This is a genomic window from Xylanibacter oryzae DSM 17970 (assembly GCF_000585355.1).
Taxonomy (GTDB): Bacteria; Bacteroidota; Bacteroidia; order Bacteroidales; family Bacteroidaceae; genus Prevotella; species Prevotella oryzae.
Genome location: NZ_KK073873.1, coordinates 1582930 through 1608458, shown reverse-complemented (window position 1 = coordinate 1608458; position 25529 = coordinate 1582930). Strand labels below are relative to the sequence as shown.

20 protein-coding genes, 1 pseudogene and 1 riboswitch are annotated in these 25529 nt (G+C 35.9%); of the genes and pseudogenes, 15 read left to right on the top strand and 6 right to left on the bottom strand.

Features of this window, described 5'->3' with window-relative positions; genetic code table 11:
* Positions 1 to 14 precede the first annotated feature (14 nt).
* Positions 15 to 938 carry a tRNA (adenosine(37)-N6)-dimethylallyltransferase MiaA gene (miaA, locus tag XYLOR_RS06590; RefSeq protein ID WP_245601960.1) on the top strand — a complete coding sequence of 308 codons (924 nt, stop codon included), beginning with the start codon at positions 15 to 17 and terminating at the stop codon, positions 936 to 938.
* Positions 929 to 1864, top strand: a complete 936-nt coding sequence (locus XYLOR_RS06585) for a diacylglycerol/lipid kinase family protein (RefSeq protein WP_036877948.1) — start codon at positions 929 to 931, stop codon at positions 1862 to 1864. Before miaA ends, XYLOR_RS06585 begins: the two co-directional genes overlap by 10 nt.
* A 9-nt stretch (positions 1865 to 1873) precedes the next feature.
* Here XYLOR_RS06585 and XYLOR_RS06580 read toward each other — a convergent pair whose 3' ends face one another.
* Positions 1874 to 2578 (bottom strand): Crp/Fnr family transcriptional regulator, encoded by a 705-nt coding sequence (locus XYLOR_RS06580; RefSeq protein WP_036877944.1) that lies wholly within the window; start codon positions 2576 to 2578, stop codon positions 1874 to 1876.
* Positions 2579 to 2841: 263 nt separating this feature from the next.
* Here XYLOR_RS06580 and XYLOR_RS06575 point away from each other — a divergent pair, with 263 nt between their 5' ends.
* The 3 genes and pseudogenes from XYLOR_RS06575 to XYLOR_RS06565 all read left to right on the top strand — a co-directional run.
* Positions 2842 to 4788: a glycogen debranching enzyme N-terminal domain-containing protein gene (locus XYLOR_RS06575; RefSeq protein WP_036877942.1), complete on the top strand. Its 1947-nt coding sequence runs from the start codon at positions 2842 to 2844 to the stop codon at positions 4786 to 4788.
* A gap of 12 nt (positions 4789 to 4800) precedes the next feature.
* Entirely contained in the window at positions 4801 to 6066 is a 1266-nt protein-coding gene (locus tag XYLOR_RS06570; protein WP_036877941.1) for a glycosyltransferase family 4 protein, read from the top strand.
* Between the two features lie 19 nt (positions 6067 to 6085).
* Positions 6086 to 7418: pseudogene (locus XYLOR_RS06565) on the top strand (glycoside hydrolase family 57 protein); the annotation flags it as partial.
* A gap of 552 nt (positions 7419 to 7970) precedes the next feature.
* Here XYLOR_RS06565 and XYLOR_RS06560 read toward each other — a convergent pair.
* A complete protein-coding gene (locus XYLOR_RS06560; RefSeq protein WP_036877940.1) occupies positions 7971 to 10502 on the bottom strand; it encodes a glycoside hydrolase family 88 protein in 2532 nt (843 codons plus the stop codon).
* A gap of 190 nt (positions 10503 to 10692) precedes the next feature.
* On the opposite strand from XYLOR_RS06560, the gene XYLOR_RS13320 reads away from it, so the two are divergent.
* Entirely contained in the window at positions 10693 to 11253 is a 561-nt protein-coding gene (locus tag XYLOR_RS13320; RefSeq protein WP_051508913.1) for a DUF6359 domain-containing protein, read from the top strand.
* 205 nt (positions 11254 to 11458) lie between these two features.
* Positions 11459 to 11640, bottom strand: a riboswitch (cobalamin riboswitch).
* 177 nt (positions 11641 to 11817) lie between these two features.
* On the opposite strand, the gene XYLOR_RS06550 is transcribed toward XYLOR_RS13320, so the two are convergent.
* A complete protein-coding gene (locus XYLOR_RS06550; RefSeq protein ID WP_036877939.1) occupies positions 11818 to 12795 on the bottom strand; it encodes an ROK family protein in 978 nt (325 codons plus the stop codon).
* Between the two features lie 130 nt (positions 12796 to 12925).
* Here XYLOR_RS06550 and XYLOR_RS06545 point away from each other — a divergent pair, with 130 nt between their 5' ends.
* The 8 genes from XYLOR_RS06545 (at position 12926) to rpe (ending at position 20865) form a co-directional block, all read left to right on the top strand.
* Positions 12926 to 13591: a LysE family translocator gene (locus XYLOR_RS06545; protein WP_036877937.1), complete on the top strand. Its 666-nt coding sequence runs from the start codon at positions 12926 to 12928 to the stop codon at positions 13589 to 13591.
* Between the two features lie 41 nt (positions 13592 to 13632).
* Positions 13633 to 14184 (top strand): DUF4924 family protein, encoded by a 552-nt coding sequence (locus XYLOR_RS06540; RefSeq protein ID WP_036877935.1) that lies wholly within the window; start codon positions 13633 to 13635, stop codon positions 14182 to 14184.
* Between the two features lie 5 nt (positions 14185 to 14189).
* Positions 14190 to 15044, top strand: a complete 855-nt coding sequence (gene rfbD, locus XYLOR_RS06535; protein ID WP_036877933.1) for a dTDP-4-dehydrorhamnose reductase — start codon at positions 14190 to 14192, stop codon at positions 15042 to 15044.
* A gap of 5 nt (positions 15045 to 15049) precedes the next feature.
* The gene (locus XYLOR_RS06530; RefSeq protein ID WP_036877931.1) at positions 15050 to 16618 is read left to right on the top strand and encodes a peptide chain release factor 3; all 1569 of its coding nucleotides are present in this window, start codon (positions 15050 to 15052) and stop codon (positions 16616 to 16618) included.
* Positions 16619 to 16627: 9 nt separating this feature from the next.
* Positions 16628 to 17197 (top strand): L-threonylcarbamoyladenylate synthase, encoded by a 570-nt coding sequence (locus XYLOR_RS06525; protein WP_036877929.1) that lies wholly within the window; start codon positions 16628 to 16630, stop codon positions 17195 to 17197.
* A 1-nt stretch (position 17198) separates the two neighbouring features.
* Positions 17199 to 19007, top strand: coding sequence for a chloride channel protein (locus XYLOR_RS06520; protein ID WP_051508912.1), 1809 nt, complete (start codon positions 17199 to 17201; stop codon positions 19005 to 19007).
* Positions 19008 to 19033: 26 nt separating this feature from the next.
* Positions 19034 to 20020 (top strand): methionyl-tRNA formyltransferase, encoded by a 987-nt coding sequence (gene fmt / locus XYLOR_RS06515; protein WP_036877927.1) that lies wholly within the window; start codon positions 19034 to 19036, stop codon positions 20018 to 20020.
* Between the two features lie 194 nt (positions 20021 to 20214).
* Complete coding sequence (rpe, locus tag XYLOR_RS06510; protein WP_036877925.1) at positions 20215 to 20865, top strand: ribulose-phosphate 3-epimerase; 651 nt, start codon at positions 20215 to 20217, stop codon at positions 20863 to 20865.
* Here rpe and XYLOR_RS06505 read toward each other — a convergent pair.
* Positions 20860 to 21453, bottom strand: a complete 594-nt coding sequence (locus XYLOR_RS06505; RefSeq protein ID WP_036877924.1) for an RNA polymerase sigma factor — start codon at positions 21451 to 21453, stop codon at positions 20860 to 20862. The two genes, rpe and XYLOR_RS06505, sit on opposite strands and share 6 nt — an antisense overlap.
* Positions 21454 to 21660: 207 nt before the next feature.
* On the opposite strand from XYLOR_RS06505, the gene pyk reads away from it, so the two are divergent.
* A complete protein-coding gene (pyk, locus tag XYLOR_RS06500; protein WP_036880829.1) occupies positions 21661 to 23112 on the top strand; it encodes a pyruvate kinase in 1452 nt (483 codons plus the stop codon).
* A 73-nt stretch (positions 23113 to 23185) separates the two neighbouring features.
* Here pyk and XYLOR_RS06495 read toward each other — a convergent pair whose 3' ends face one another.
* Both XYLOR_RS06495 and queC read right to left on the bottom strand, forming a co-directional pair.
* Positions 23186 to 24433 carry a phosphoglycerate kinase gene (locus XYLOR_RS06495; protein ID WP_036877922.1) on the bottom strand — a complete coding sequence of 416 codons (1248 nt, stop codon included), beginning with the start codon at positions 24431 to 24433 and terminating at the stop codon, positions 23186 to 23188.
* 153 nt (positions 24434 to 24586) lie between these two features.
* A complete protein-coding gene (gene queC / locus XYLOR_RS06490; protein WP_036877920.1) occupies positions 24587 to 25240 on the bottom strand; it encodes a 7-cyano-7-deazaguanine synthase QueC in 654 nt (217 codons plus the stop codon).
* Positions 25241 to 25529 lie beyond the last annotated feature (289 nt).

The following is a 25529-nucleotide window of genomic DNA, read 5'->3' as shown; positions in this document are numbered from 1 at the left end:
TTGAATAGTATCTGATGAAAAAAATGATAACCATATTGGGACCTACTGCTTCAGGCAAGACGCGTATTGCCACTGCTTTGGCAGTAGAAATAGGTGCGGAAATCATAAGTGCAGACAGTAGACAGGTATATAAAAATATGGATATAGGTACGGGTAAAGATTTATGTGATTATACTATTGCAGGTAAAAATATACCTTATCATCTTATTGATATTGTAGAGCCAGGCACAAAATATAATGTGTATGAATATCAACGTGACTTTTTTGAAGTTTATGAGGATAATTGCCGCAGGGGCGTAAATTCAATACTTTGCGGTGGTTCAGGTTTGTATATAGAGGCAGTTCTTAAAGGATATCAATTAATGCCTGTTCCTCAAAGTCCTGAATTGCGTGCCAAATTGGAAGGTAAAAGTCTCTCAGAACTTACAGAGATGCTTGTTGAGTTGAAATCACAAAACAAATCTAAAATGCATAATAATACTGATGTTGATACTGCCCAGAGAGCAATACGGGCAATAGAGATTGAAGAGTATTATAAGCATACACCATTTTCAGGACGTCAAGTCCCTAAAATAGATTCTCTTATTATAGGCGTTAATATAGATAGAGATGAGCGTCGTAAAAAGATAACTGACCGTTTAAAGCAGAGACTTGCAAACGGAATGCTCGATGAGATAAAGAGTCTTCTTGATACTGGCATTCCACCAGAAAATCTTATTTATTATGGTTTGGAATATAAATTTGTTACAGAATATCTTATAGGTAAAACAACTTATCAGGATATGTTTGATAAGCTTGAAATAGCAATACATCAGTTCTCAAAGCGTCAGATGACTTGGTTTAGAGGAATGGAACGTAGAGGATTCGAAATACATTGGATAGATGCTATGCATCCGATAGAAGAGAATATAAAGGAGATAAAAGACCTATGGCAGTAGAAAATTCAAGGTGGGGTATATTGTTTTGCCCTAAACATGGAATAATAAGCCCTCATAAATATTGGGGTAAAATACAGCGTGTATTAGAAGAACGTAAAGTTGAATATGATTTTGTTCAGAGTGAAACTACAGGAAGCGTAGAACGTCTTGTAAATATGCTTATAAATAATGGATATAAAACAATCATTATTGTAGGTGGAGATTCCGCTCTGAATGATGCCGTGAACTGTCTTATGCATACTGATAAACAGATACGTGATTCTATTTCATTAGGTATAATACCATATGGTGTTATGAATGATTTTGCAAGATTTTGGAATTTCAGTGAAAACAATATACAACAGACAATAGATTGGCTAATTAATCACAGAGTGCGTAAAATAGATTTGGGGTGTATTCGTTATACAAATAAGAAAGGTATAAAATGTCATAGGTATTTCTTGAATTGTATTAATATTGGGTTAATAGCATCTGTTATGAACCTAAGGCGACAAACACGTAGAATGTTTGGTTCACGAACATTATCTTTTATCGTATCATTTTTGCTAATGATATTTCAACGCCTGGAATACAAAATGAATATTAAGATAAATACGGATATAATAAAACGAAAGGTAATGACTGTCTGTATCGGTAATGCTCATGGATATGGACAAACTCCTAATGCTGTACCATATAATGGCTTGTTGGATGTATCAGTTGTATACCATCCAGAGGTTACCCAATTAATAGAGGGATTTTATCTTCTATTTACAAATCGTTTTCTAAATCATAGAAGCGTTCATTCTTACCGTACACTCAAGGTGGATGTGATAGAAGCAAAAAGACCTCTTGTATGTATTGACGGGAGACTTATTAGCACTCCTGTAGGTCCATACACAATAACAGTAGAACAAGAAGTTATAAATTTTCTTATACCGGAATAATATAAATATTTATCCCATTTTTGAGATCTTTCGTAGCTCTTCGTCTTGGATAATCTTTATTTTTCTGCCGTCTGTCGCGATTAGCTTTTCAGCAGAAAATGCAGAAAGTGTACGTATAGCATTACTGGTCGTCATATTAGATAGGTTTGCTAGATCTTCACGGCTTAGATATATACTAAGAGTGTGCTCGTCCTCCTCAACGCCATAATTATCTTTTAAGAAAATTATAGCTTCTGCAAGACGTCCGCGGATATGTTTTTGAGTTAGATTTACAGTGCGATCATTAGCTTGCCCCAAACCAACAGAGAGCTCTTTAATAAATAACAGTCCTATCATGCTGTTTTCTTCAATAAGTCTCATTATTATTTCCATCGGAATAAAAGCAATTACTGACGTTTCGAATGCTGCAGCAGCAGTTTTATAATCCTCTTTTGCAAAATAAGCCCTATAACCGAAGAGACCAACAGGCTTTATAACACCTATAATTTGATTCCTTCCGCTTACACCGTCTTTGCATATTTTTACTTTTCCCTTTATGAGGCACATTAAAGCTGTCGGCGTTTCATTCTCTTTATATATCAAATCATTTTTCTTGAAACGTTCAATTGTTATATGCTTCAACAGTAATGTGCGCTGATCCGCAGTAAGTGGATCCCAAAGACTTGAAATGGCCTTTACTGTTTCTAATTTATCGTAAGCCGTTTTTATAACCATAATACAACCTTTAAATCCCCCAGTTGTGCAAATTTACGATTTTTTTGTCAAATATATAAATTTTTCATAGAAAAAAGTTTTCAATAATGTAAAAATAGAATGTTTTAGGCATTTATACTAATATTTCTTTTGTGTTTTTAAAAATAAGCGCTATCTTTGCTTATGCGAAAAACGAAGGACAATGATACAAAAACACATAAAAGATTGTTGTTTTCCGTTATTAGCGTTGAGCTATGAACATTTAATACCTTAAAATAGGAACTATGAGTTATTTACGATTTGAGAAGGCTCTGATGACAAACTTGCAGGAATCGCTAACAAGAGAATTGCTACGCACCAATCGCTCTGGGGCATATTCTTGTTCAACTATTGTCGACTGTAACACACGTAAGTACCACGGTTTACTAGTTGTCCCCGTTCCAGAGATAGACGATGACAACCACGTGTTGCTTTCCTCATTAGATGTTACAGTCATTCAGCATGGCGCAGAGTTTAATTTAGGATTACATAAATATCAGGGCAATAATTTCAGCCCTAAAGGTCACAAGTATATTCGTGAGTTTGATTGTGATAAAGTGCCAACTACACTTTATAGGGTAGGAGGCGTCTTGTTAAAGAAGGAAGTCGTGTTTCAGCATTACGAGGACCGCATATTGATCCGTTACACTCTGGTCGACGCCCATTCTGCCACAACTTTACGATTCAAACCTTTTTTGGCTTTTCGAAGTGTAAGACAGTTTACACATGAAAATTCAACGGCTAAAAGAGATTACAGTATGGTTGATAATGGTATCAAAACATGCATGTATTCAGGATATCCAGATCTTTATATGCAATTCTGTAAAAAAAATGAGTTTGTGTTTCAACCAGATTGGTATCGTGGTGTGGAATATACTAAAGAACAGGAGCGTGGATATGCATCTAACGAAGATCTTTATGTACCAGGATACTTTGAAATGAAGATCCGAAAAGGTGAGAGTATCGTTTTTGCCGCCTCTACATCTGAAATTAAAACATCATTATTAAAAAAGTTATTTGATAAAGAAGTTTCAGAACGTTCCCCACGAGATAATTTCTTTCATTGTCTGGTAAATGCAGCACATCAATTTCATAAGCGCGAGAAAAATGATGATCGATATATTATTGCTGGATATCCTTGGTTTAAAAGTCGAGCTCGTGATACGTTCTTATCTTTACCTGGACTTACGCTTGCTATAGATGAACAGGACTATTTTGAACTTGTAATGAAAACTTCAGAAAAGGGCTTGCGTGAGTTTATGGAAGGCAAACCCCTTACTGTAAATATGTATGAAATAGAACAACCTGATGTTCCTTTATGGTGTATATGGGCTTTACAACAGTATGCTAAGGAAGCCGGTAATGATAAATGCAATAGTATATATGGGAAATTCATAAAAGATATATTAAACTATATAATTTCGGGACTCCACCCTAATCTGCGGCTTGATGAAAATGGACTTTTATATTCAGAAGGTCATGATAAGGCTATAACCTGGATGAATTCTACAGTAAACGGACGTCCGGTAGTTCCTCGTACAGGATATATTGTGGAGTTTAATGCATTATGGTATAATGCTCTAAAATTTGGTGCAAAGATTGCTGCTGATTCAAATGAAGATGATTTAGCTGAAAATTTTGAGCGGCGTGCAGAAATTTGTAAACGTTCGTTTGTAGATACATTTCTTAATGAATATGGTTATCTTTTCGACTATGTTGATGGCAATACGCCCGACTGGAGTGTACGCCCAAATATGATATTTGCTGTTGCATTAGATTTTTCACCTCTTTCTCAAGAACAGAAAAAGGGTGTACTTGATGTTTGTACACGAGAATTACTAACTCCTAAAGGATTGAGGACACTATCACCTAAAAGTGGTGGTTATAATCCAATGTATACAGGGCCGCAAAGTCAGCGTGATTATGCTTATCATCAGGGTACTGCATGGCCATGGTTAGGAGGATTCTATATGGAAGCATGCCTTAAGATGTATAAACGAACAAGGTTAAGCTTTATCGAGCGCCAAATGGTTGGATATGAAGATGAGATGACAAGTCGGTGTATTGGAACTATACCTGAGATGTTTGACGGAAACCCTCCATTCAACGGCAAAGGTGCAATGTCGTTTGCAGCTAATGTAGCAGAGATATTGCGTGCTCTGAGATTACTTGAAAAGTATAATTACCAATAAAGAGGAGATAATATGAAAGTTTTAATGTTTGGATGGGAGTATCCTCCTCATATTCTTGGTGGTTTGGGTACAGCCAGTTATGGTATAACAAAAGGCCTGGCAGAACAAGGTGACATGGATATAACTTTTTGTCTGCCAAAGCCATTTGGAGATGAGGACAAAAGTTTCTTGAATATAATAGCGATGAACGCAGTACCAATAGTTTGGCGTGACGTTAATTACGATTATGTAAATAGTAGAATAGGAAATATTATGGATCCTAGAGAGTATTATTCTCTACGTGATAATATTTATGCTGATTTCAACTATATGAATGTCAATGATTTGGGTTGTCTGGAGTTCTCAGGCCGCTACCCGGATAATCTTCATGAAGAGATTAATAATTATTCTATTGTTGCAGGTGTTGTAGCTCGTCAACAGGATTTTGATATTATCCATGCCCACGATTGGTTAACATATCCGGCTGGTATACACGCAAAGCAGGTAAGTGGTAAGCCATTGTGCATACATGTGCATGCTACTGATTTTGATCGTAGTCGCGGGAGAGTTAATCCTACTGTATATTCTATAGAAAAGAATGGTATGGATAATGCCGACTGTATAATGTGTGTCAGCGAACTGACACGGCAAACGGTGATTAACCAATATCATCAAGACCCTAAAAAGTGCTTTACAGTGCACAACGCAGTTTATCCACTTAAGCAAGAATATCAGGATATAAATCGTCCTGACCATCATGAAAAAGATAAGATCGTAACATTCCTAGGGCGTATAACTATGCAGAAGGGACCTGAATATTTTGTTGAAGCTGCTAATATTGTTTTGCATCGTACTCACAATGTACGTTTCTGTATGGCTGGCAGTGGTGATATGATGGATGCTATGATTTATTTGGCAGCAGAGCGAGGCATTGCAGATCGTTTTCATTTCCCAGGTTTTATGCGTGGGAAAGAAGTGTATCAGTGTTTAAAAGATTCTGATGTATATGTTATGCCTTCTGTAAGCGAACCGTTCGGGATATCTCCTCTTGAGGCTATGCAATGTGGAACACCTACTATAATATCTAAACAGAGTGGGTGTGCTGAGATACTTGACAACTGCATCAAGGTTGACTATTGGGACATACAGGCTCTTGCAGACGCTATATATTCAATCTGTAATAATGAAAGCCTGTTCAATTATCTTAAAGAAGAAGGTCAGAATGAAGTAAACCAGATAACATGGGAGAAAGTTGGACTATGGATACGTCAGCTTTATGACCAAATAATAAAAAAGTAAATAATAAAAACGAAATAACATGAAAACGATTTGCCTGTATTTTGAGATTCATCAGATTATACATCTCAAGAGATATCGTTTCTTCGATATCGGTACCGACCACTATTATTATGATGATTATGAAAATGAGCGTAACATCTGTGATATAGCCGAACGCTCATATATGCCTGCGCTTAATACATTTATGGAAATGATTAAGGCTAATGGAAAATACTTTAAGGTTGCCTTTTCACTTTCAGGAGTTGGAATAGAACAACTGGAACTTCATGCGCCTCAGGTATTGGAAAAATTGCAGGAATTAAATGAAACCGGATGTGTGGAATTTCTTGCGGAACCTTATTCTCATGGATTATCTTCACTCATAAATGATGAGTGTTTCACTTCTGAAGTGAAGAGACAGAGTGAAAAAATAAAAGAGTATTTCGGTAAAAAACCTACTGTTCTACGCAACTCTTCTCTAATTTACAGTGATGAAATTGGTGTACAGGTTGCACATATGGGATTCAAAGGAATGCTTACAGAGGGCGCAAAACATGTATTGGGTTGGAAATCGCCACATTATGTCTATAATTGTGCAGAATCTCCTAATCTTAAACTATTACTACGTGATATTAATTTAAGCGATGATATCTGCTTGCGCTTTAATAATAGAGAATGGGATGGATATCCTCTTTTCGCAGACAATTATATCAATAGAATAGCAGCAATGCCAGAAGATGAACAAATCATAAACATCTTTATGGAACTTACCGCCTTAGGCATAGCCCAACCGTTGTCTAGTAATATTCTGGAGTTTATAAAAGCTTTACCTGTTTGTGCCAAAGCCAAAGGTATAACATTTTCAACTCCATCTGAAATTTGTTCAAACATTGAAAGTGTAGGAAATATAGATGTTCCTGATACTTTATCGTGGGTAGATGAAGAAAGAGATGTAAGTAGCTGGCTTGGTAATCCGATGCAAAGTGAGGCTTTCAGCAAGCTTTATAGTGTAGCAGACCGTGTTCGCATATGTAATGACCCTCGTATTAACCAAGACTGGGATTATCTACAGGCAAGCAATAACTTTCGTTTTATGACTACTAAACCTTCAAGCATTAGTTTGGATCGTGGCATATACAGTAGCTCTTTTGATGCATTCACAAATTACATGAATGTACTAGGCGATTTTATAAACCGTGTGAATAGTCTATATCCGGATGATATTGACGATGATGAATTGAATAGTCTGCTTACTACAATCAAGAATCAAGGTGACGAGATTGAAATGAAAAATAAAGAAATAACACGTTTGCAGACTAAACTGGAGAAAATGCAGGATGCTGAAGATAAACTTAAGGCAAAAATGGAAAAATCTAAAACTGCAGAATTAAAAAACATTGATAAAGTTATATTTACTGAAGAAAAAACTGTAAAACAAAATAAAGAGGCTGCTAAAAAGAAAAAGGCAAATAAGACTGTAGCAGTTAATGTAAAGCCTGAAAAAACGCAAGACGATACTAAAAAGTCTAATAAGGATGAAAATCCAGCAAAATAAATAAAATAAAATGTCACAATACCACTATGTCTCTTAAGTTGTTGTATTTCAATGCGATAATGGATTGCTTCCGTCGGCATCAATGCCACTAAACGTCACTGAAATACCACGCTTATTTAAAAGCTATGCTTTTAGTCTTTAGTTGCATAGCTTTTTAAAGGTGAATGCATAGTTCTTACATAACAAAAGCTATGCTCCTATAGAGTAGGAGCATAGCTTTTTGTTTTATTAGTGGTATTTCAGTGACGTTTAGTGACATTTCATAAGCGCCAGAATGTCCATAAACACTAGGCAAGTGGTATTGTGGCGTTTTTTTATGAAATAAATTACTGAATCAAGATTTAGAATCTTAATTACCACAAAGTTTTTTTTAATTATTGTTGTTCAATCTTTCCATTTCGAGCGAAGCCCAAATAAAAGGTCCAACTCCCTTTGCATCATTATCGCGTATTGGTTCACTGATATAATATTCAAATGAACCGTCACGTTTTGGATTGCTATCAGGTCCTAATCCTGCTACCGAACAGCAATTTGTCAGTGAAATGGTTGAGTCTGCATTAACCTTTATCAAATTATCTAATATGCCATTGTATGCTTTCTTACCGGCTTCAAGAAATTTTGAGTCTTTAAGATACCCCAACCGATATCCTTTGAGCAGTGAATAGGCGAACATAGAAGAACAAGTAGCTTCCAGGTAATTTCCATCTTTATCATTAACATCCATTACTTGATGCCATAGCCCAGTGTTCTTATCCTGATATTTTATAACAGAAGATAAAACCTTATTTAAAAGGTCAATTACTTCACCCCTACGAGCATAATTCTGAGGAAGTGCATCAAGCATTTCTATCATAGCCATTGTCATCCATCCTTGAGCACGTCCCCATGTATGCTGAGATAATCCAGTCTCGTGATTAGCCCAGAACATTGAGTGAGTTTCATCCCATGCGTGTTTCCACAAGCCAGTTTTCTCATCGTATGTTTTTTCCGATGTTTTCATAAGTTGAGTAACAGCATCATTATAGACCTTATTTGTATTCTTATTAAGGTCAGAAGCATATAAAGTATAGAAAGGCAGTCCCATATAGATTCCATCCAACCATACCTGATTAGCATAAATCTTCTTATGCCACCATACACCTTCGTTTGTCCTTGGCTGATTTTCAAGTTGCTTGAATAGAGTCTTGATTGCTATTAGATTTTTCTTTTGAGGGAACATCTGGTTCATTCTAAGCACAAACCGTCCTGTTCGTATCTGATCTAAATTGAAATCAGACATTTTATAACTACGTATATTGCCTTTGGCATCTATCATAGTGTCTGTGTATTCCTTAAGATAATCTAATATCTTTTTATCTTTATGTGCTAAATAGGTGTCAAGCATTGACTCCATTTCTATGCCCATGACATAACTCCATTTTGGAGTCTTTGCAAAATCCAGGAGATATGGATGCTCAGAGCGTTTCATTTCTGAAAAAGACATCCATTCGCTGTAGTCTTTATAAGGCTTTTTTTTTAGAACCAGACTTCCATTTATGAAGAGGTTATTGTAATTGATATCCTTAGTATTTCCCTTTTCATAATTTCCACCAGATTCTACTCCGTTCCATCTGCAGTTGTTTACATTTATGTTATAAACATTAGTAACTGTATCGAGAGCTACAATCATTACTCCGTATTTGCTTTTCTGACATGTTACATTATCTACATATACGTTTCTTACTATTGGATTGAAACCACGGCAGCATCTTTCATTGTGTTCGTAGTCAAGGTTTATTTTCAACACAGCCTCTTTACATTGACCTACTTTAATATTTCGTGCATAAATGTCTTCTATTATTCCGCCGCGGCAAGAATTCGTTTTGAGTCTTATTACACGCTCAAGGTTAGGGCTGTCCATTTCGCAGTTTTCAACAAATACATTATTGCATCCGCCAGTAATTTCAGAACCTACAACTAGACCACCATGGCCGTCTTCCATCTTACATCCGCGTATTATCATATTCTTACTCGGTATATTCCATATTCGCCCATCTGCATTTCTACCACTCTTAATGGCAATACAGTCGTCTCCAGTATGGAAAGTACAATTCTCAATAAGTACGTTCTCGCAAGATTCAGGATCACAACCATCACCGTTAGGACCTTCGTTCCAAATGTGTACATCTCTTACTGTTATATTTTTGCTCAGTAATGGATGAATAACCCAGAAAGGAGAACGTAATAATGTTACGTTTTCAATAAGAATATTTTCGCATTTGTTTAGGTTTATCAATTGAGGTCTCAAACCATCTTTGGCACCGAACTGTCTTTTGTTCATTTCCAAACCGTCTTCAGACATTTTTTGAAGACGAGCTCTACTTCCGTTTTTCTGACTTATAGTACCTTCTGTCCATCCAAAACGAGCAGCTCCACACCATTTCCACCATGTGTCGTTAGTGCCGTTACCATCTATTACACCACCACCTGTAATAGCAATATTTTTAGCATTGTATGCGTAAATTAATGGTGATAAATTCCAGCAGTCCAAACCTTCCCATCTGGTTGGTACAATAGGGTAAAGACTCGGATCGAATGCAAAAAGTAGAGTAGCCCCTTTGCTTACAACCAGGTTGACATTACTCTTAAGAGTTAAAGCTCCTGTTTTCCAAGTCCCTTCAGGTACCAAAACCTTTCCTCCGCCAGCTTTGTTACATGCTGTGATGGCTGCATTGATGGCCTTCTGGTTGATTACTGCCTTATATTTGCAGTTGGCTCCGAATTTAGTAATATTAAAAACTTTGTCTGGGAATGTAGGTTGCTTAATAGCATGTTCAATTTCTTTGTACTTTGTTTCCCACGCTGACGACATTGCCATAGTGGGTAACAACATAGCTAGCATTAGTGTAAATAGATGTTTCATACTTTTTTGATTTGTTATTATATAGAATTCAGTTTGCAAATTTAATATTATATATTATAAGTTGCTATTAAAAAACGTCTGAAATCTATTAAAAATCATGAAAAATGGTATAATTGTATGTTTCTTTGATCATATTGTATATTTTTGTCGATAAAAAGTGTTAACTTTGTTCTCAGTTTTAAAATATATTATGAGAAAACTAATTTACGTATTTCTGGTATTATTAACGTTTGCATCTTGTGAAAAAGGATATGTTGTAGAAAATAATGCAGATGATAAACAGCAAACAGAACCCGTAGAACCATCGGATGCGGAAGATAATAATCTGCCAAAAGTTGATAGCGCCACTAAAGATAAAGACAGTGTCATAAATACATTGCCAAAAGATACACTGCCTGTAAATAATAAAAATGATAATTGTAGCGTGTCTTTAGCAATAGAGAAAGGTACCGGATGGATGTTGGGAGTAAAGGGCTATATCGTAGGAGATTGCACTAAAAGTTCTTCGTATGCTGAGTTCACAAGTCCATTTACGCATACACAATCTGTATTAATTGCCGATAAAAAAGGCGAAACTGATATCCGTAAAATAATGTCAGTGTGTCTTTCCGGTAGTATATATTTGAAAAGAGAAATTAATTTGGTAGATAACCCAGCTAATTATAATAGAAAATTATATGTGCATGGTCCTACTGTTAAGTATCTCGGTTTTATAGGAATGAAAGAAGTCTGGGAGTATATACTAGAGTAGATATCTTAATGCATATGATAATAAAACAACAGGGTGCGTCCTCACGGATACACCCTGTTAACTAAATAAACTTATATAACAATACACGTCGTTATCACTTTTATTGATACGATATGCAAAGATAAAAATATGACTGCCCGAATCATATGAATATCTAAAAACCTAAATTTATAATTGCTAAATCAGCCTTTCATCGAGACGTCTCAGCTTGCATATACATAAGGTAGGTCTTCTGACTTCGTTCCATCTCTAAACCCCTTCCCGCCATATAGACAGTGGACTAGCGTTAAAGATAATAAAGGAACTTACAGCTGCGGGACAGTAGGGGATTTTCACTCCTTTCCCATTTAATCGCGTATTAGGCGAGCCTTAATCAATGCAAAGATAATATCTTTTATTGAAACTGCAAAATATTTTGAAGAATTACTTGTGGCATAAAAATAACAATGAAGATATATTGTAAAAAATATTCGGTCATTATTATTAGCCCACATTGTATCAATAAAACAAGAAAGCACCACCATAAAATTGGTGATGCTTTCTTGTTTTCTATAATATATATAATTATTGTATATCCCAGCCAACAGCGCTAGCACCCAATATTGCAGCGCTACTTCCATCAAGACCACTAACTAAAAATTGAGCTTTACCCTTAAAAGTACTCATGACATGTTTTTCGTATGATTCTTTTATTGGTTTCATAATCAAATCACCGGCCTTTGTCAGTCCGCCAAAGAAAATAAATGCCTCAGGACTAGAGAATGCCGCAAAGTCTGCACAAGCTTCGCCAAGCATGTCACCAGTGAATTTATATATTTTTAGAGCCAATTTATCTCCTTTTTCTGCAGCTAATGAAACTGAAAGAGATGTTATGTCTTCTGCTTTTATTTCTCGAAGAAGAGATGGCTCATCTGTTGTCTGTAGCATTTCACGTGCAGTTCTGGCAACACCTGTAGCCGAACAATATGTCTCAAGACATCCGGTGCGTCCACATCCGCATTTTCTTCCATTTTCACGGCGCATTATTACGTGGCCAAGTTCACCGGCAAATCCGTCACTTCCATAAACTAATTGGTCGTTTACAACAATTCCTGAACCAACACCTGTACCAAGAGTGATTACAATGAAATTCTTCATGCCGCGCGCTACTCCATAAATTTTTTCACCGATAGCTGCAGCATTAGCATCATTAGTCAGTGCAACAGGAATATTGTTGAGGCGTTTGCTGAACATTTCAGCCAAAGGTACAATACCTTTTCCCCAAACAATGTTAGGAGCATGCTCAATGGTTCCCTTATAGAAGTTTCCGTTTGGAGCACCTATACCCATAGCTTTTATTTTGTCTATGCCACCAACTTGATCTATAATAATTTGAAGAGCTTCTACAGATGCATCTACATAATCTTCAACGTTATCAAATCCCTGTGTCTTGATAGCAGTAGTAGCCTTAATATCTCCACGGCTGTCAACAACACCAAATACTGAATTGGTGCCACCGAGGTCAAGACCGATAACATATGATTTCATCGTTTGTGTATTCATTTTGTATGATTTTAATTAATTTGATTTATGAATAATTGAGCTACAAAGATAATAAAAATGCCTAATCATGCAAAGATTTATGGGACAAAATTTGTATCTTTCATATTTTTTTAGCAATTTTGCACTCGTTATGCCGTTTCCTATACATATAGATATTTTAGATTTAATGATCAAAGGAATGCTGATTGGTATTATAGCATCAGCTCCAATGGGTCCAGTAGGTGTGCTTTGTATACAGCGTACATTGAATAAGGGCAGGTGGTTTGGTTTCGTTACCGGAGTCGGTGCTGCAATCAGTGACATCATATATGCACTGATTACTGGTTTTGGTATGAGTTTTATGATGGATTTTATAAATAATATGCAGAATATGTTTTACTTAAAATTAAGTGGAAGCATAATGTTAATGCTTTTCGGCATATATTGTTATAAATCCGATCCGACAAAAAAAATGCACAAAAGTGGTAATGGCAGAGGCTCACTTGTTCATAATGGAGTAACTGCTTTTATTGTTTGTTTTTCAAACCCACTGATAATATTCCTGTTTATGGCTTGCTTTGCTCAGTTCACGTTCGTGAAACCTGAGCATCCACTAGAAATGTCGGCAGGATATATGTGTATCGTGGTTGGGGCACTTTTGTGGTGGTTTGGACTCACTTGGCTTGTCGATAAAGTACGCGGCAAGTTTGATGATAAAGGAATAGTTTTGATAAATAAGATAATAGGGAGTGTCGTAATTATATTTTCAATAGTATTCTTTATTGGAACAGCTTTTAATCTCTATACTTTTTATTAAAAAATGATTAGCCAAGGATATTAATTACTTATCTTTAAAAAATGTATATAGCACAGACTTTAAGAAAAAAAAATATAGCTGAGTATACTTTGTATATGTGGCAAATTGAGGATTTAATAAGGGCTTACGGATGCAGTTTGTCGCGTATAAAAAAAGAATACATTAGTAAATTTGGTTACAATGATGAGCAGATAGATGAAGTAACAGACTGGTATGGTAACCTTATAAGGATGATAAACGAGGAAGGATGCCGAGAAAGTGGACATCTGCAGATTAACAAGGTTGTAGTGCAACAGCTTATTGATTTACATAATCAATTGCTGGATAGTTCAGAATTTCCTTTCTATCGTTCAGAATACTATAAGGTCTTACCTTATATTGTAGAATTGAGGCACAAGGGTGCTGATAAAGGTCAAAACGAAATAGAAACATGCTTTGATGCCTTATATGGAGTAATGATGCTCAGATTACAGAAAAAAACGATTAGTCCTAATACTGAGCATGCAGTAAAAGAGATAACAACATTCGTTGGGATGCTTAACGATTATTACTTTAAGGATAAAAATGGCGAACTTTTTAAGGAACAGGATTAGTAAAAATGAATATACTTATAACAGGTTGTAATGGGCAATTAGGAAATGAAATGCAATTGCTTGAGGAAAAAAATCCTCAGCATACCTTTTTTAATACTGATGTATCAGAACTTGACATTACTGATCAGTCGGCTATTAATGAATTCGTAAATAGCAATAAAATAGATGGTATCGTAAATTGTGCTGCATATACAGCTGTAGATAAAGCAGAATCAAATAAACAGTTATGTCAATTACTAAATACGGAGGCGCCTGGCTTTTTGGCAGAGGCAATAGAAAAACGCCACGGATGGATAATACAGATATCTACGGATTATGTCTTTGACGGGACTAAACATACACCTTACGTTGAGACGGACAGACCTTGTCCTAATAGTGTATATGGATCGACTAAACTGTTAGGAGAAACAGAAGTCGTAAATCATTGCAAAAATGCAATGATTATACGTACTGCATGGTTGTATAGCATATATGGCAATAACTTTGTGAAAACAATGATACGTCTGGGTAAAGAAAAATCTCAGTTAGGTGTTATTTTTGATCAAATAGGAACTCCTACTTATGCTGGTGATTTGGCTAATGTGATAATGGTGGCAATAAACAAGGGAGTATATCCAGGCGTATATCATTTTTCAAATGAAGGTGTTATAAGTTGGTTTGATTTTACTAAGGCAATTCATCGTATTGCAGGCATAAAATCATGCAATGTAAAACCGCTCCATACTAAAGAATATCCTACACCCGCAGCAAGACCTGCCTATAGTGTACTAGATAAAACAAAGATAAAAGAAACATATGGCATAGAAATTCCTTATTGGGAGGATAGCCTCAAAGAATGTGTTGAAAGATTGAAACAATAATATATATGAATAACGAAATAGAAAGAAGAAGAACTTTCGCAATAATTTCGCATCCTGATGCAGGTAAGACTACACTGACCGAAAAATTCCTGCTCTTCGGTGGACAGATTCAGGTGGCTGGTGCTGTTAAAAATAATAAGATTAGGAAAACGGCTACATCCGACTGGATGGATATAGAGAAACAGCGTGGTATATCCGTGTCGACTTCTGTGATGGAATTCGATTACGAGGGCTATAAGGTTAATATTCTGGATACTCCTGGTCACCAGGACTTTGCAGAGGATACTTTCCGTACTCTTACAGCAGTTGACTCTGTAATTATAGTTGTAGATGGTGCAAAAGGTGTTGAGGCACAGACTCGAAAATTAATGGAAGTATGCCGTATGCGTAAAACACCTGTGATTATTTTTATTAATAAGATGGACCGTGAGGGTAGAGACCCATTTGATTTGCTTGATGAACTAGAACATGAACTAGAGATAAAGGCACGTCCATTATCATGGCCTATTAACCAGGGTGCTAAGTTTAAGGGCGTATATAATATATATGAAAATAAGCTCGACCTTTTTACACCTGATAAACAAAGAGTAACAGAGAAGGTTGAAGTAGATATAAATAGTGAAGAACTGAATAAGCATATTGGTGAATTCGATGCCTTAAAACTTAGGGAGGACCTGGAACTAGTAGATGGTGTATATTCGGAATTTAATGTAGACGATTATCGTAATGCTGATGTCGCACCGGTGTTCTTTGGTAGTGCACTTAATAACTTCGGAGTACAAGAACTGCTCAACTGCTTTGTTAAGATTGCGCCAAGTCCAAGACCAATAGAAGCCGAGGAACGTGAGGTTAGACCTGAGGAACCTAAGTTTACAGGTTTTATTTTCAAAATAACGGCTAATATAGATCCGAACCATCGTTCATGTATCGCATTTTGTAAAGTATGTAGCGGTAAATTTGTACGAAATCAGCCTTATCTTAATGTCAGAACGAATAAAACAGTTAGGTTTTCTTCTCCTACGCAGTTTATGGCTCAACGCAAAAGTACTATTGATGAGGCTTATCCCGGGGATATAGTAGGACTTCCTGACAATGGAATATTTAAAATAGGAGATACACTTACTGATGGAGAACAACTGCATTTCCGTGGACTTCCTTCATTTAGTCCTGAGATGTTTAAATACATTGAAAATGATGATCCTATGCGTTCAAAACAGTTAAATAAAGGTGTTGAACAGTTGATGGACGAAGGTGTAGCTCAGCTATTTACCAATACGTTTAATGGACGAAAGATTATAGGAACAGTAGGGCAGTTACAGTTTGAGGTTATTCAGTATCGTCTAGAGAACGAATATAATGCAAAATGTCGTTGGGAACCGGTACACCTATATAAGGCTTGCTGGGTAGAAAGTGATAATGATGAAGAGCTGGATAATTTTAAGAAACGTAAATATCAGTATATGGCTGTAGATAAAGCAGGTAGAGATGTGTTCCTTGCAGACAGCGGTTATGTACTACAGATGGCTCAAGCGGATTTTAAACATATTAAGTTCCACTTTACAAGTGAATTTTAGTTTACTACAATGAAACAAGAAGAAGATATAAAAAAGGCAATAGAGGTTATGAAGGATGGTGGAACTATTCTTTATCCTACAGACACAGTATGGGGCATCGGATGTGATGCAACAAACCCAGAGGCAGTAGCAAAAGTATATGAAATAAAGCACAGAGATGATTCAAAGGCGCTTATTTGTCTTGTAGATTCAGATGCAAGATTGCAAAAATATGTGCGTGTTGTGCCTAATGTGGCATGGGATTTATTAGAATATGCTACTAAGCCGACAACTGTTATATTGGACGGTGCTGTAAATTTAGCTTCTAACCTTATTGCAGAAGATGGTTCAATAGCATTGAGAATAACTCAAGAAGAATTTTCAAAAGAACTATGTTTTCGCTTTCAAAAGGCAGTGGTATCTACATCTGCTAACGTTAGTGGTGAACCGGCAGCAGCTAATTATTGCGATATATCACAAGAAATAATTGATTCTGTTGACTATGTCTGCTGGACTCGTAGACAGGAACATCTGCCTCATACACCCTCAAGTATAATAAAACTTTCACAAGACGGACAAGTGACTATAATAAGAAAGTAAAATGTCTGAAGCAGCAATAGATAGTCTGGAAATAAGCAAACCTAACCGATTTATTAGTTGGTGCAAGTCGCATATCAGTGAGCATCAGTTTGTGCTCATTCTTGCCTTTGTTATCGGATTACTGACAGCTGTGGCTGCATACTCTCTACATTGGATAATTAATCAGATTGAAGCTCTTCTTACAAGTTCATTTGTTCCTAATTCTTACAACTGGTTATATTTGGTCTATCCTGTAATAGGTATATATCTTACAAGTTTGTTTGTTAGATATATCGTAAAGGATAATATAAGTCATGGAATTACTAGAATATTATATGCAATTAGTTCTAAACAAAGTCGACTTAAGGGGCATAATTGCTGGAGCTCTGTTATTGCATCTGCTATAACAATTGGTTTTGGTGGATCAGTGGGAGCCGAAGCCCCTATTGTTTTAACAGGTTCTGCTATCGGCTCAAATTTGGGACAATTGTTCCGACTTGACAATAAAACATTAATGTTGCTTGTCGGCTGTGGTGCAGCAGGTGCAATTGCCGGAATATTTAAGGCTCCTATAACAGGACTAGTATTTACATTGGAGGTCTTGATGATAGATCTGACAATGTCATCACTTTTGCCAATATTGATTTCTAGTGTGACAGCTACGTGCTTTACTTATATTTTTGTAGGGGCTAAATCGTTATTTGTTTTTACACTAGACGCGCCATGGCAGTTGGAAAGGGTTCCGGCTAGTATCCTATTAGGTGTATTTTGTGGATTAGTGAGTTTGTACTTTATTAGGACTATGACATCATGTGAAAATGTTTTTGCAAAGTTCCAACAACATCCATATATAAAATTAGCCATAGGAGGAACCGTATTGAGTCTGTTGATATTCTTTTTGCCTTCATTATTCGGTGAAGGATATAAGGATATAAACCTACTATTGAATGGAAAAACTGAAATGGACTGGAATGCAATACTTAATAATTCCCCATTTTATGGTCATGGAAATTTGCTTATGGCATATATTTCATTGGTCTTATTGTCAAAAGTTTTTGCTACTTCAGCTACCAATGGTGGTGGCGGTTGTGGTGGTACATTTGCTCCAAGTCTTTTTATTGGATGTTTTAGTGGCTTCTTGTTTGCGAGAATCTGGAATATCTATAAAATAGGCGTATATGTTCCTGAAAAAAATTATGCTTTGTTAGGTATGGCTGGTGTTATGAGTGGTGTAATGCATGCACCACTTACAGGAATATTTTTAATAGCAGAGATTACGGGTGGCTATCAATTGTTTATGCCACTAATAATAGTTAGCGTATGTGCATACCTGACAATTATAATATTTGAACCTCATAGTATTTATGGTATGCGACTTGCTAAGCAAGGTAAGTTGATAACTCATCACACAGACCGAGCAATATTGACATTGATGAATCTTAATTCTGTTATAGAAAAAGAATATACAGCGGTAGACCCTGATATGGATTTAAGTAAACTTGTTGGAGCCATAAGTCAGAGTAGAACTAGTTTCTTGCCTGTTTTGGATGATGCAGGCCGCTTGCTAGGAGAAATAGACATCACAAAGATTCGACATGTCGTTTTCAGAATAGAACTATACCATCGTTTTAAGGTTCGTCAGTTGATGACACCTCCACCTGCGACAGTGGGTGACAATGACCCAATGGAAGAAGTCGTAAAAGAATTTGATAGTACAAATGCGAACATGTTACCTGTTCTTGCTAATGATGGAAGACTTGAGGGCTATATAACACGCGAAAGAGTATATAGCATGTATCGCAAGATGGTAGCAGACATGAGTGAGGATTAATTTTCATTTTATAAATACATTTTAGTATGGAAAAGCAAGATCTTAGAATAGTATTTATGGGTACACCTGAATTTGCAGTGGGAACATTACAAAGACTGGTCGAAGGAGAATATAATATAGTAGCGGTTATTACGCAACCGGATAAACCTGTTGGTAGACATGGATCTGTATTAACGCAATCAGCTGTTAAACAGTATGCTTTAAAACACGATATACCGGTTTTACAGCCTGAAAAAATGAAAGATGAAACTTTCGTTGAAGAACTTCGTGAATACAAGGCAGACCTACAGGTCGTAGTTGCATTTAGGATGTTGCCTGATATAGTATGGTCTATGCCAAAATTTGGAACATTCAATGTGCATGCAGCTTTGCTTCCGCAATACAGAGGTGCTGCACCAATCAACTGGGCCATTATTAATGGCGAGAAGGAAACAGGAATAACAACGTTCTTTTTGGATAAAGATATAGATACAGGAAGAATAATTATGCAGAAATCGATACCAATAGATGAAGAAGATAATGTAGAGGTTGTATATGATAGGCTTATGAAGTTGGGTGCTGATGTTTGTACAGAAACAATCGATATGATTATTGCAGGAGATGGTAATGTTGATTCTTTGTCTCAAGATAAGATGGTAAAGACAGAGGAAAACCTAAAGTTAGCGCCTAAAATATACAAAGAAACTTGTAAGATAGATTGGTCGCAGTCGGCAAAAAGAGTCCATGATTTCATAAGAGGCTTATCACCGTATCCAGGTGCTTGGACAGAATTAGTATATGACGATGGAACAAGACAAATACTTAAGATCTATTCTTCAAGGGTTATGTCTGCAACAGGATATGCACCAGAAGATATCCCAGGCAAAGTAGAAATTGAAAATGAAACTTTGATTATAAGATTGTCAGATGGAAACTTGCATATTGAAGAATTGCAGTTGGCAGGAAAAAAGCGTATGAAAGCTCGCGATTTTGTAAATGGACTGCACAATATTGTGAATTTTCATGTAGAATAATATAATAAATAATGGTATATTAGCGTTTAATAGGTGTATTAATTAAAAAGTAGCCTATGAAACATTTTACATCTAAAGAGGTAAATCAACCGTCAGAAAAGACATTGAATCTTATTCGACAGATCGCTTATACCTACCGAACAATATATATTAATGGCAAAACGGAGACGTTTTGTTTGAACTAAAAATAAAAAATGAATACATTAGTATCACCTTCACTTTTGGCAGCAAATTTTTTGGATCTTAAGAGTGATGTTGAAATGATAAATAGGAGTGAGGCCGATTGGCTTCATCTAGATGTAATGGATGGAGTATTTGTTCCTAATATCTCTTTCGGATTCCCTGTTATGGAAGCAGTGGCGTCTGTATGTGAGAAACCTCTTGATGTGCATTTTATGATAGCAAACCCTGAAAGATACATAAATGCAACTGCAAGGATTGGCGCAATGATGATGAATGTACATTATGAGGCATGTATACACTTGCATCGTGTTGTTCAAGAAATACATGCAACAGGAATGAAAGCAGGAGTCACTCTTAATCCTTCTACACCTATATGTGTATTGGAAGACATCATTCAAGATGTCGATATGGTTTTGATAATGAGTGTAAATCCTGGTTTCGGAGGACAAAAATTTATTGAGAATACAATCAACAAAGTAGTTCGTCTTCGTAAGATGATCAAAGATAGCGGTAGCCGTGCTCTTATTGAAGTTGATGGTGGTGTAGATTCTGAAACATCTATAAGACTTGTTAAAGCTGGTGTAAATGTATTGGTAAGTGGTTCATATATTTTCAAAAGTATAGATCCTATTAGTACAATACATTCTTTGAAAAAATTATAATTCTAGAGTTATATTGTTTATTTTAGCCATTTTCCGCATATTAAGAATGGCATATCGCATGCGCCCTAATGATGTGTTTATTGATACCCCCGTGTTGTCAGCGATTTCCTTAAATGACATATCTTGAAAAAAACGCATATAGACAACTTCACGCTGGGATTCAGGGAGACAATTCATTATTTTCCTCACATCCTTTAGTATCTGTTCGTTTACGAACCTGTTTTCTATATTGCTGTCAGCTAAAATAGAGTTACTTATATTAGACATGTCGTTATCAGAATCATTGTCAATGATTCTTCTGTTTTTGTTAGCTCGGAATGAGTCCATTATTATATTGTGAGCAATACGCATAAGCCATGCACAGAATTTCCCAGTGTCTGAATATTTGGATTCGTGCATTTTACTTATTGCTTTTACAAAAGTTTCCTGAAAAACATCATTGGCTCTTTCTTCATCGCGTACAACAAACATAATATATGAGAAAAGCTTTGTCTGATTGCGCTTCAATAATAAATCAAATGCATAATTATTACCTTTGATATATAAAACGGCCAACTGTTCATCAGTTAAACTATCAAGTTCTTTCATTATTTTACTTATTTTAGATTAAGTAACAATTTCCCATAGGCTTTTATAATTGAATGTATTGTTTATTAATGTTAATGTCGCAAAATTAGCAATAAATTGTTATATGAGCAAACTTTTAACAAAAAAATATTAATCATCAGTAAAATGTTTCGTTATTTTTGGCTAACTTTGCAACTTACTATTTAAAATTAATGCCCAATATATATGATGAAACAGACTAAAATTGTTGCTTCAATTAGTGATCGTAGATGTGATACGGCTTTCATACGCGACCTGTTTAATGCAGGTATGAATGTCGTAAGAATGAATACTGCTCATGCAACACCCGACGGGATACGTACAATTATTAAAAATACCAGAAGTGTATCTAAACACATAGGTATACTTATAGATACGAAAGGTCCTGAGGTACGCTCAACAGGAAACGAAGAACCAATTCCCTATAAAACTGGAGAAAAAGTTAGAATATGTGGTAATCCAGATAATGATACTACACATGATTTTGTCAATGTTTCATATCAGAATTTTGCCAGTGATGTCAAAGTTGGTGATGATGTGTTGTTTGATGATGGTGAGTTGGATATGAAAATTATAGGCAAGGAGGGAGATTCTTTACTTGCTGAGGTTCGAAACGATGGTAATTTAGGCTCACATAAGAGTGTTAATGTTCCAGGAGCACATATTGATTTGCCAGCCTTGACCGAGAAAGATAAACGAAATATTTTATTGGCAATTGATGAGAATATAGATTTCATTGCCCATTCTTTCGTGCGTAACAGAGAGGATGTACTTGCGGTACAGCGTATTTTGGATGAGCATAATAGTGATATAAAGATTATCTCTAAGATTGAAAATCAAGAAGGAGTGGATAATATTGATGAGATTATTGAAGCTTCTTATGGGATAATGATAGCTAGGGGCGATCTTGGTATAGAAGTTCCTATAGAGAGAATACCTGGTATCCAGAGACAGATTATTCGTAAATGTGTTATCGCTAAAAAGCCAGTTATTGTTGCAACTCAGATGTTGCATACAATGATAAATAATCCTAGACCAACAAGAGCTGAGGTTACAGACATAGCTAATGCTATATATTATCGGACAGATGCTCTAATGTTGAGTGGCGAGACTGCCTCTGGAAAATATCCATTAGAGGCTGTTACTACTATGGCTGCTATTGCAGAACAGGCAGAAAAAGATAAAATTAAGGAAAATGACATTGAGGTACCTCTGAATACGAACAGCAATGTTACCGAGTTCCTTGCAAAAAGTGCTATTGATGCAACAGAGAAGTTGAATGTCAAAGGAATTATTACAGATAGTAGTACTGGACGTACTGCTAGGAACTTAGCTGCTTTCCGTGGTCCTAATCCTGTTCTTGCCATTTGTTATAATGAGAAGTTGCAGAGATTGTTAGCGCTGAGTTATGGTGTAATACCTGTATATCAGCATGAACAGATGAGCACACAGGATTGCTTTGTGGCTGCACTGAGGATGCTTCGTCAAAAAGGTTATATTTGTGAGGAAGATAAGATTGCCTATCTCAGTGGAAGTTTTGGAGAAGGTGGCGGCACTACATTCTTAGAAATAAATAAGGTCAAAGAAGTCTTTGATAAATCTTATATGTTTCATTTGCCAAATGTCGTAGAAAAGAATTAATATATAGATAATAAAAATAAAAAGCTGCCAGATTAAATTCGGCAGCTTTTTTATTTTATAGTATTAATTAGGATTATCCTTCTATTGCAGCTACGCCAGGAAGAATTTTACCTTCAATAGCTTCTAGCATTGCACCACCACCTGTTGATACATAAGATACTTTATCAGCAAGGCCGAATTTGTTTACAGCAGCAACAGAGTCACCACCACCAACAAGAGAATATGCTCCATTTTGAGTAGCGTCAGCTACATAATGAGCAATTTCACCAGTACCTTTAGCAAAATTAGGGAATTCAAACACTCCTACAGGACCATTCCATAGAATAGTTTTTGAATCCATAATGACTTTCTTCCATATTTCCAGAGATGCTGGTGAAGCGTCCATTCCTTCCCATCCATCAGGAATATTATGAGTGTCGAAAATCTTGCGCTCAGCATCGTTGCTAAATCCATTACCAGCTACAGTTGCTACAGACAAGTACACTTTAACACCTTTTTTCTCTGCTTCTGCAAGTACGTTAAGTGCTTCAGGCATAAGGTCATCTTCATGAAGTGAATTACCGATCTTACCACCTTGAGCCTTGAAGAATGTGAAACCCATACCTCCACCTATAATCAGATTATCTACTTTGTCAAGAAGATTTTTGATAACTGCTAGTTTAGAAGAAACTTTAGAACCACCAATGATAGCAGTGAAAGGATGTTTAGCATTCTTCAGAACATTATTGATAGCTTTAACTTCTTTCTCCATAAGATAACCTAACATTTTGTGATCTGCATCAAAATAATCTGCAATTACAGCAGTAGAAGCATGTTTACGGTGAGCTGTACCAAATGCATCGTTTACATAAACATCTGCATAAGAAGCAAGAGTCTTGGCAAATGCCTTCTGACTTTCTTTCATTGCTTTTTTAGCTTCATCATATTTAGGGTCTGTTTTGTCTATTCCGACCGGTTTACCTTCTTCTTCAGGATAAAAACGTAGGTTTTCTAGTAAAAGAGCTTCTCCTGGTTTCAAAGATGCTGCAGCTTCTTGTGCTTTTGCGCAGTCTTCCGCAAATTTAACAGGAGCGCCTAGAGCTTTAGCGACATTCTCGGTAATTTGTCTTAAAGATAATTTTGCATTAACTTTACCTTTTGGCTTGCCCATGTGGCTCATCATAATAAGAGCTCCACCATCTGAAAGAACTTTCTTGAGTGTAGGGAGAGCACCGCGTATACGGGTGTCGTCTGTTACATTGCCATTTTCATCCAATGGAACGTTAAAGTCTACACGTACAATTGCTTTTTTACCAGCAAAGTTGAATTGATCGATTTTCATATTGTTTATATTTAAATAATGATAATAAATCGTTTTATTGTAATAAATCGAACGCAAAGTTAATCAATTTATTCCATTTATTTATAATGCGAATAATCTTTTTACTATTTTTGGCACCGATTTATATTAAATGTAACACTTACTTTACAAATACTATTCGTATTCTGTTGTATCATCTATACCGGCACCGGCTAAAGCCTCTTTTCTTTCAACGCAAGTACCACATTTTCCGCAATGCTTTTCACCACCTTTATAGCATGACCATGTTTCTGTATAGTCTATACCAAGTTTTTTTCCAATTTTTGCAATATCTGTTTTCGTGATATTTGTGTACGGAGCAAGTACTCTGACTTTTGCAAAAGTGCCAGCCTGAGTGGCTTTGTCTATTGAGTTAATGAATTCTGGTCTGCAGTCCGGATATATAGTATGATCGCCTGCATGGTTTGCTATAAGTACATTTTTTAAGTCGTTACTTTCTGCAATACCTGCGGCTATTGAAAGCATTATACCATTGCGGAATGGTACAACTGTTGATTTCATGTTCTCATCATTGTAATTACCTTCAGGTATAGCTTCAGCACCATCTAATAGTGAACTCTTGAAGTATTGATGAACAAACTCTAGATTAATTGTGATGTGTCTTATTCCTAAACGTTTGCAGTGTAGTTTCGCAAATGGTATTTCACGAGCGTTATGATTACTTCCGTAATCAAATGATATACCTAATGCAATGCTGTCTTTTTTGTCGTATAACATTGTTATACTGTCCATACCTCCACTGATAATTATTACTGAATCTTTTTCCATCTTATTTTATATCTTTAAAATGTCTGGTAAACGTAAATATTGTTTATTTTGTAACTATACACCATTGATTTAAATAAAAGTTCATTTTAGGAAACTCTATATAGCTAAAACCGAGTGGTCTGGAAACGGTTAATTCTTCTGTATATTTGCCTACAATAATTGTCAATTAGCATTTGATTTGAAGAGCACACTAATCTGTTTTTTATATAGTGTATTGCTATATTATACATATTGCAGATGACCTTTTCCCGTGCTCAATGATTTTATCTTATTATTTAATTAGCAATTT

Coding starts and splice junctions, on each gene's coding strand:
- rpe (WP_036877925.1), top strand. CDS start 20,215: ATGAATACATTAGTATCACCTTCACTTTTGGCAGCAAATTTTTTGGAT.
- XYLOR_RS06525 (WP_036877929.1), top strand. CDS start 16,628: ATGAAACAAGAAGAAGATATAAAAAAGGCAATAGAGGTTATGAAGGAT.
- XYLOR_RS06560 (WP_036877940.1), bottom strand. CDS start 10,502: ATGAAACATCTATTTACACTAATGCTAGCTATGTTGTTACCCACTATG.
- XYLOR_RS06550 (WP_036877939.1), bottom strand. CDS start 12,795: ATGAATACACAAACGATGAAATCATATGTTATCGGTCTTGACCTCGGT.
- miaA (WP_245601960.1), top strand. CDS start 15: ATGAAAAAAATGATAACCATATTGGGACCTACTGCTTCAGGCAAGACG.
- XYLOR_RS06575 (WP_036877942.1), top strand. CDS start 2,842: ATGAGTTATTTACGATTTGAGAAGGCTCTGATGACAAACTTGCAGGAA.
- pyk (WP_036880829.1), top strand. CDS start 21,661: ATGAAACAGACTAAAATTGTTGCTTCAATTAGTGATCGTAGATGTGAT.
- XYLOR_RS06545 (WP_036877937.1), top strand. CDS start 12,926: ATGCCGTTTCCTATACATATAGATATTTTAGATTTAATGATCAAAGGA.
- fmt (WP_036877927.1), top strand. CDS start 19,034: ATGGAAAAGCAAGATCTTAGAATAGTATTTATGGGTACACCTGAATTT.
- XYLOR_RS06520 (WP_051508912.1), top strand. CDS start 17,199: ATGTCTGAAGCAGCAATAGATAGTCTGGAAATAAGCAAACCTAACCGA.
- XYLOR_RS06585 (WP_036877948.1), top strand. CDS start 929: ATGGCAGTAGAAAATTCAAGGTGGGGTATATTGTTTTGCCCTAAACAT.
- XYLOR_RS06540 (WP_036877935.1), top strand. CDS start 13,633: ATGTATATAGCACAGACTTTAAGAAAAAAAAATATAGCTGAGTATACT.
- XYLOR_RS06495 (WP_036877922.1), bottom strand. CDS start 24,433: ATGAAAATCGATCAATTCAACTTTGCTGGTAAAAAAGCAATTGTACGT.
- rfbD (WP_036877933.1), top strand. CDS start 14,190: ATGAATATACTTATAACAGGTTGTAATGGGCAATTAGGAAATGAAATG.
- XYLOR_RS06530 (WP_036877931.1), top strand. CDS start 15,050: ATGAATAACGAAATAGAAAGAAGAAGAACTTTCGCAATAATTTCGCAT.
- XYLOR_RS13320 (WP_051508913.1), top strand. CDS start 10,693: ATGAGAAAACTAATTTACGTATTTCTGGTATTATTAACGTTTGCATCT.
- XYLOR_RS06505 (WP_036877924.1), bottom strand. CDS start 21,453: ATGAAAGAACTTGATAGTTTAACTGATGAACAGTTGGCCGTTTTATAT.
- queC (WP_036877920.1), bottom strand. CDS start 25,240: ATGGAAAAAGATTCAGTAATAATTATCAGTGGAGGTATGGACAGTATA.
- XYLOR_RS06570 (WP_036877941.1), top strand. CDS start 4,801: ATGAAAGTTTTAATGTTTGGATGGGAGTATCCTCCTCATATTCTTGGT.
- XYLOR_RS06580 (WP_036877944.1), bottom strand. CDS start 2,578: ATGGTTATAAAAACGGCTTACGATAAATTAGAAACAGTAAAGGCCATT.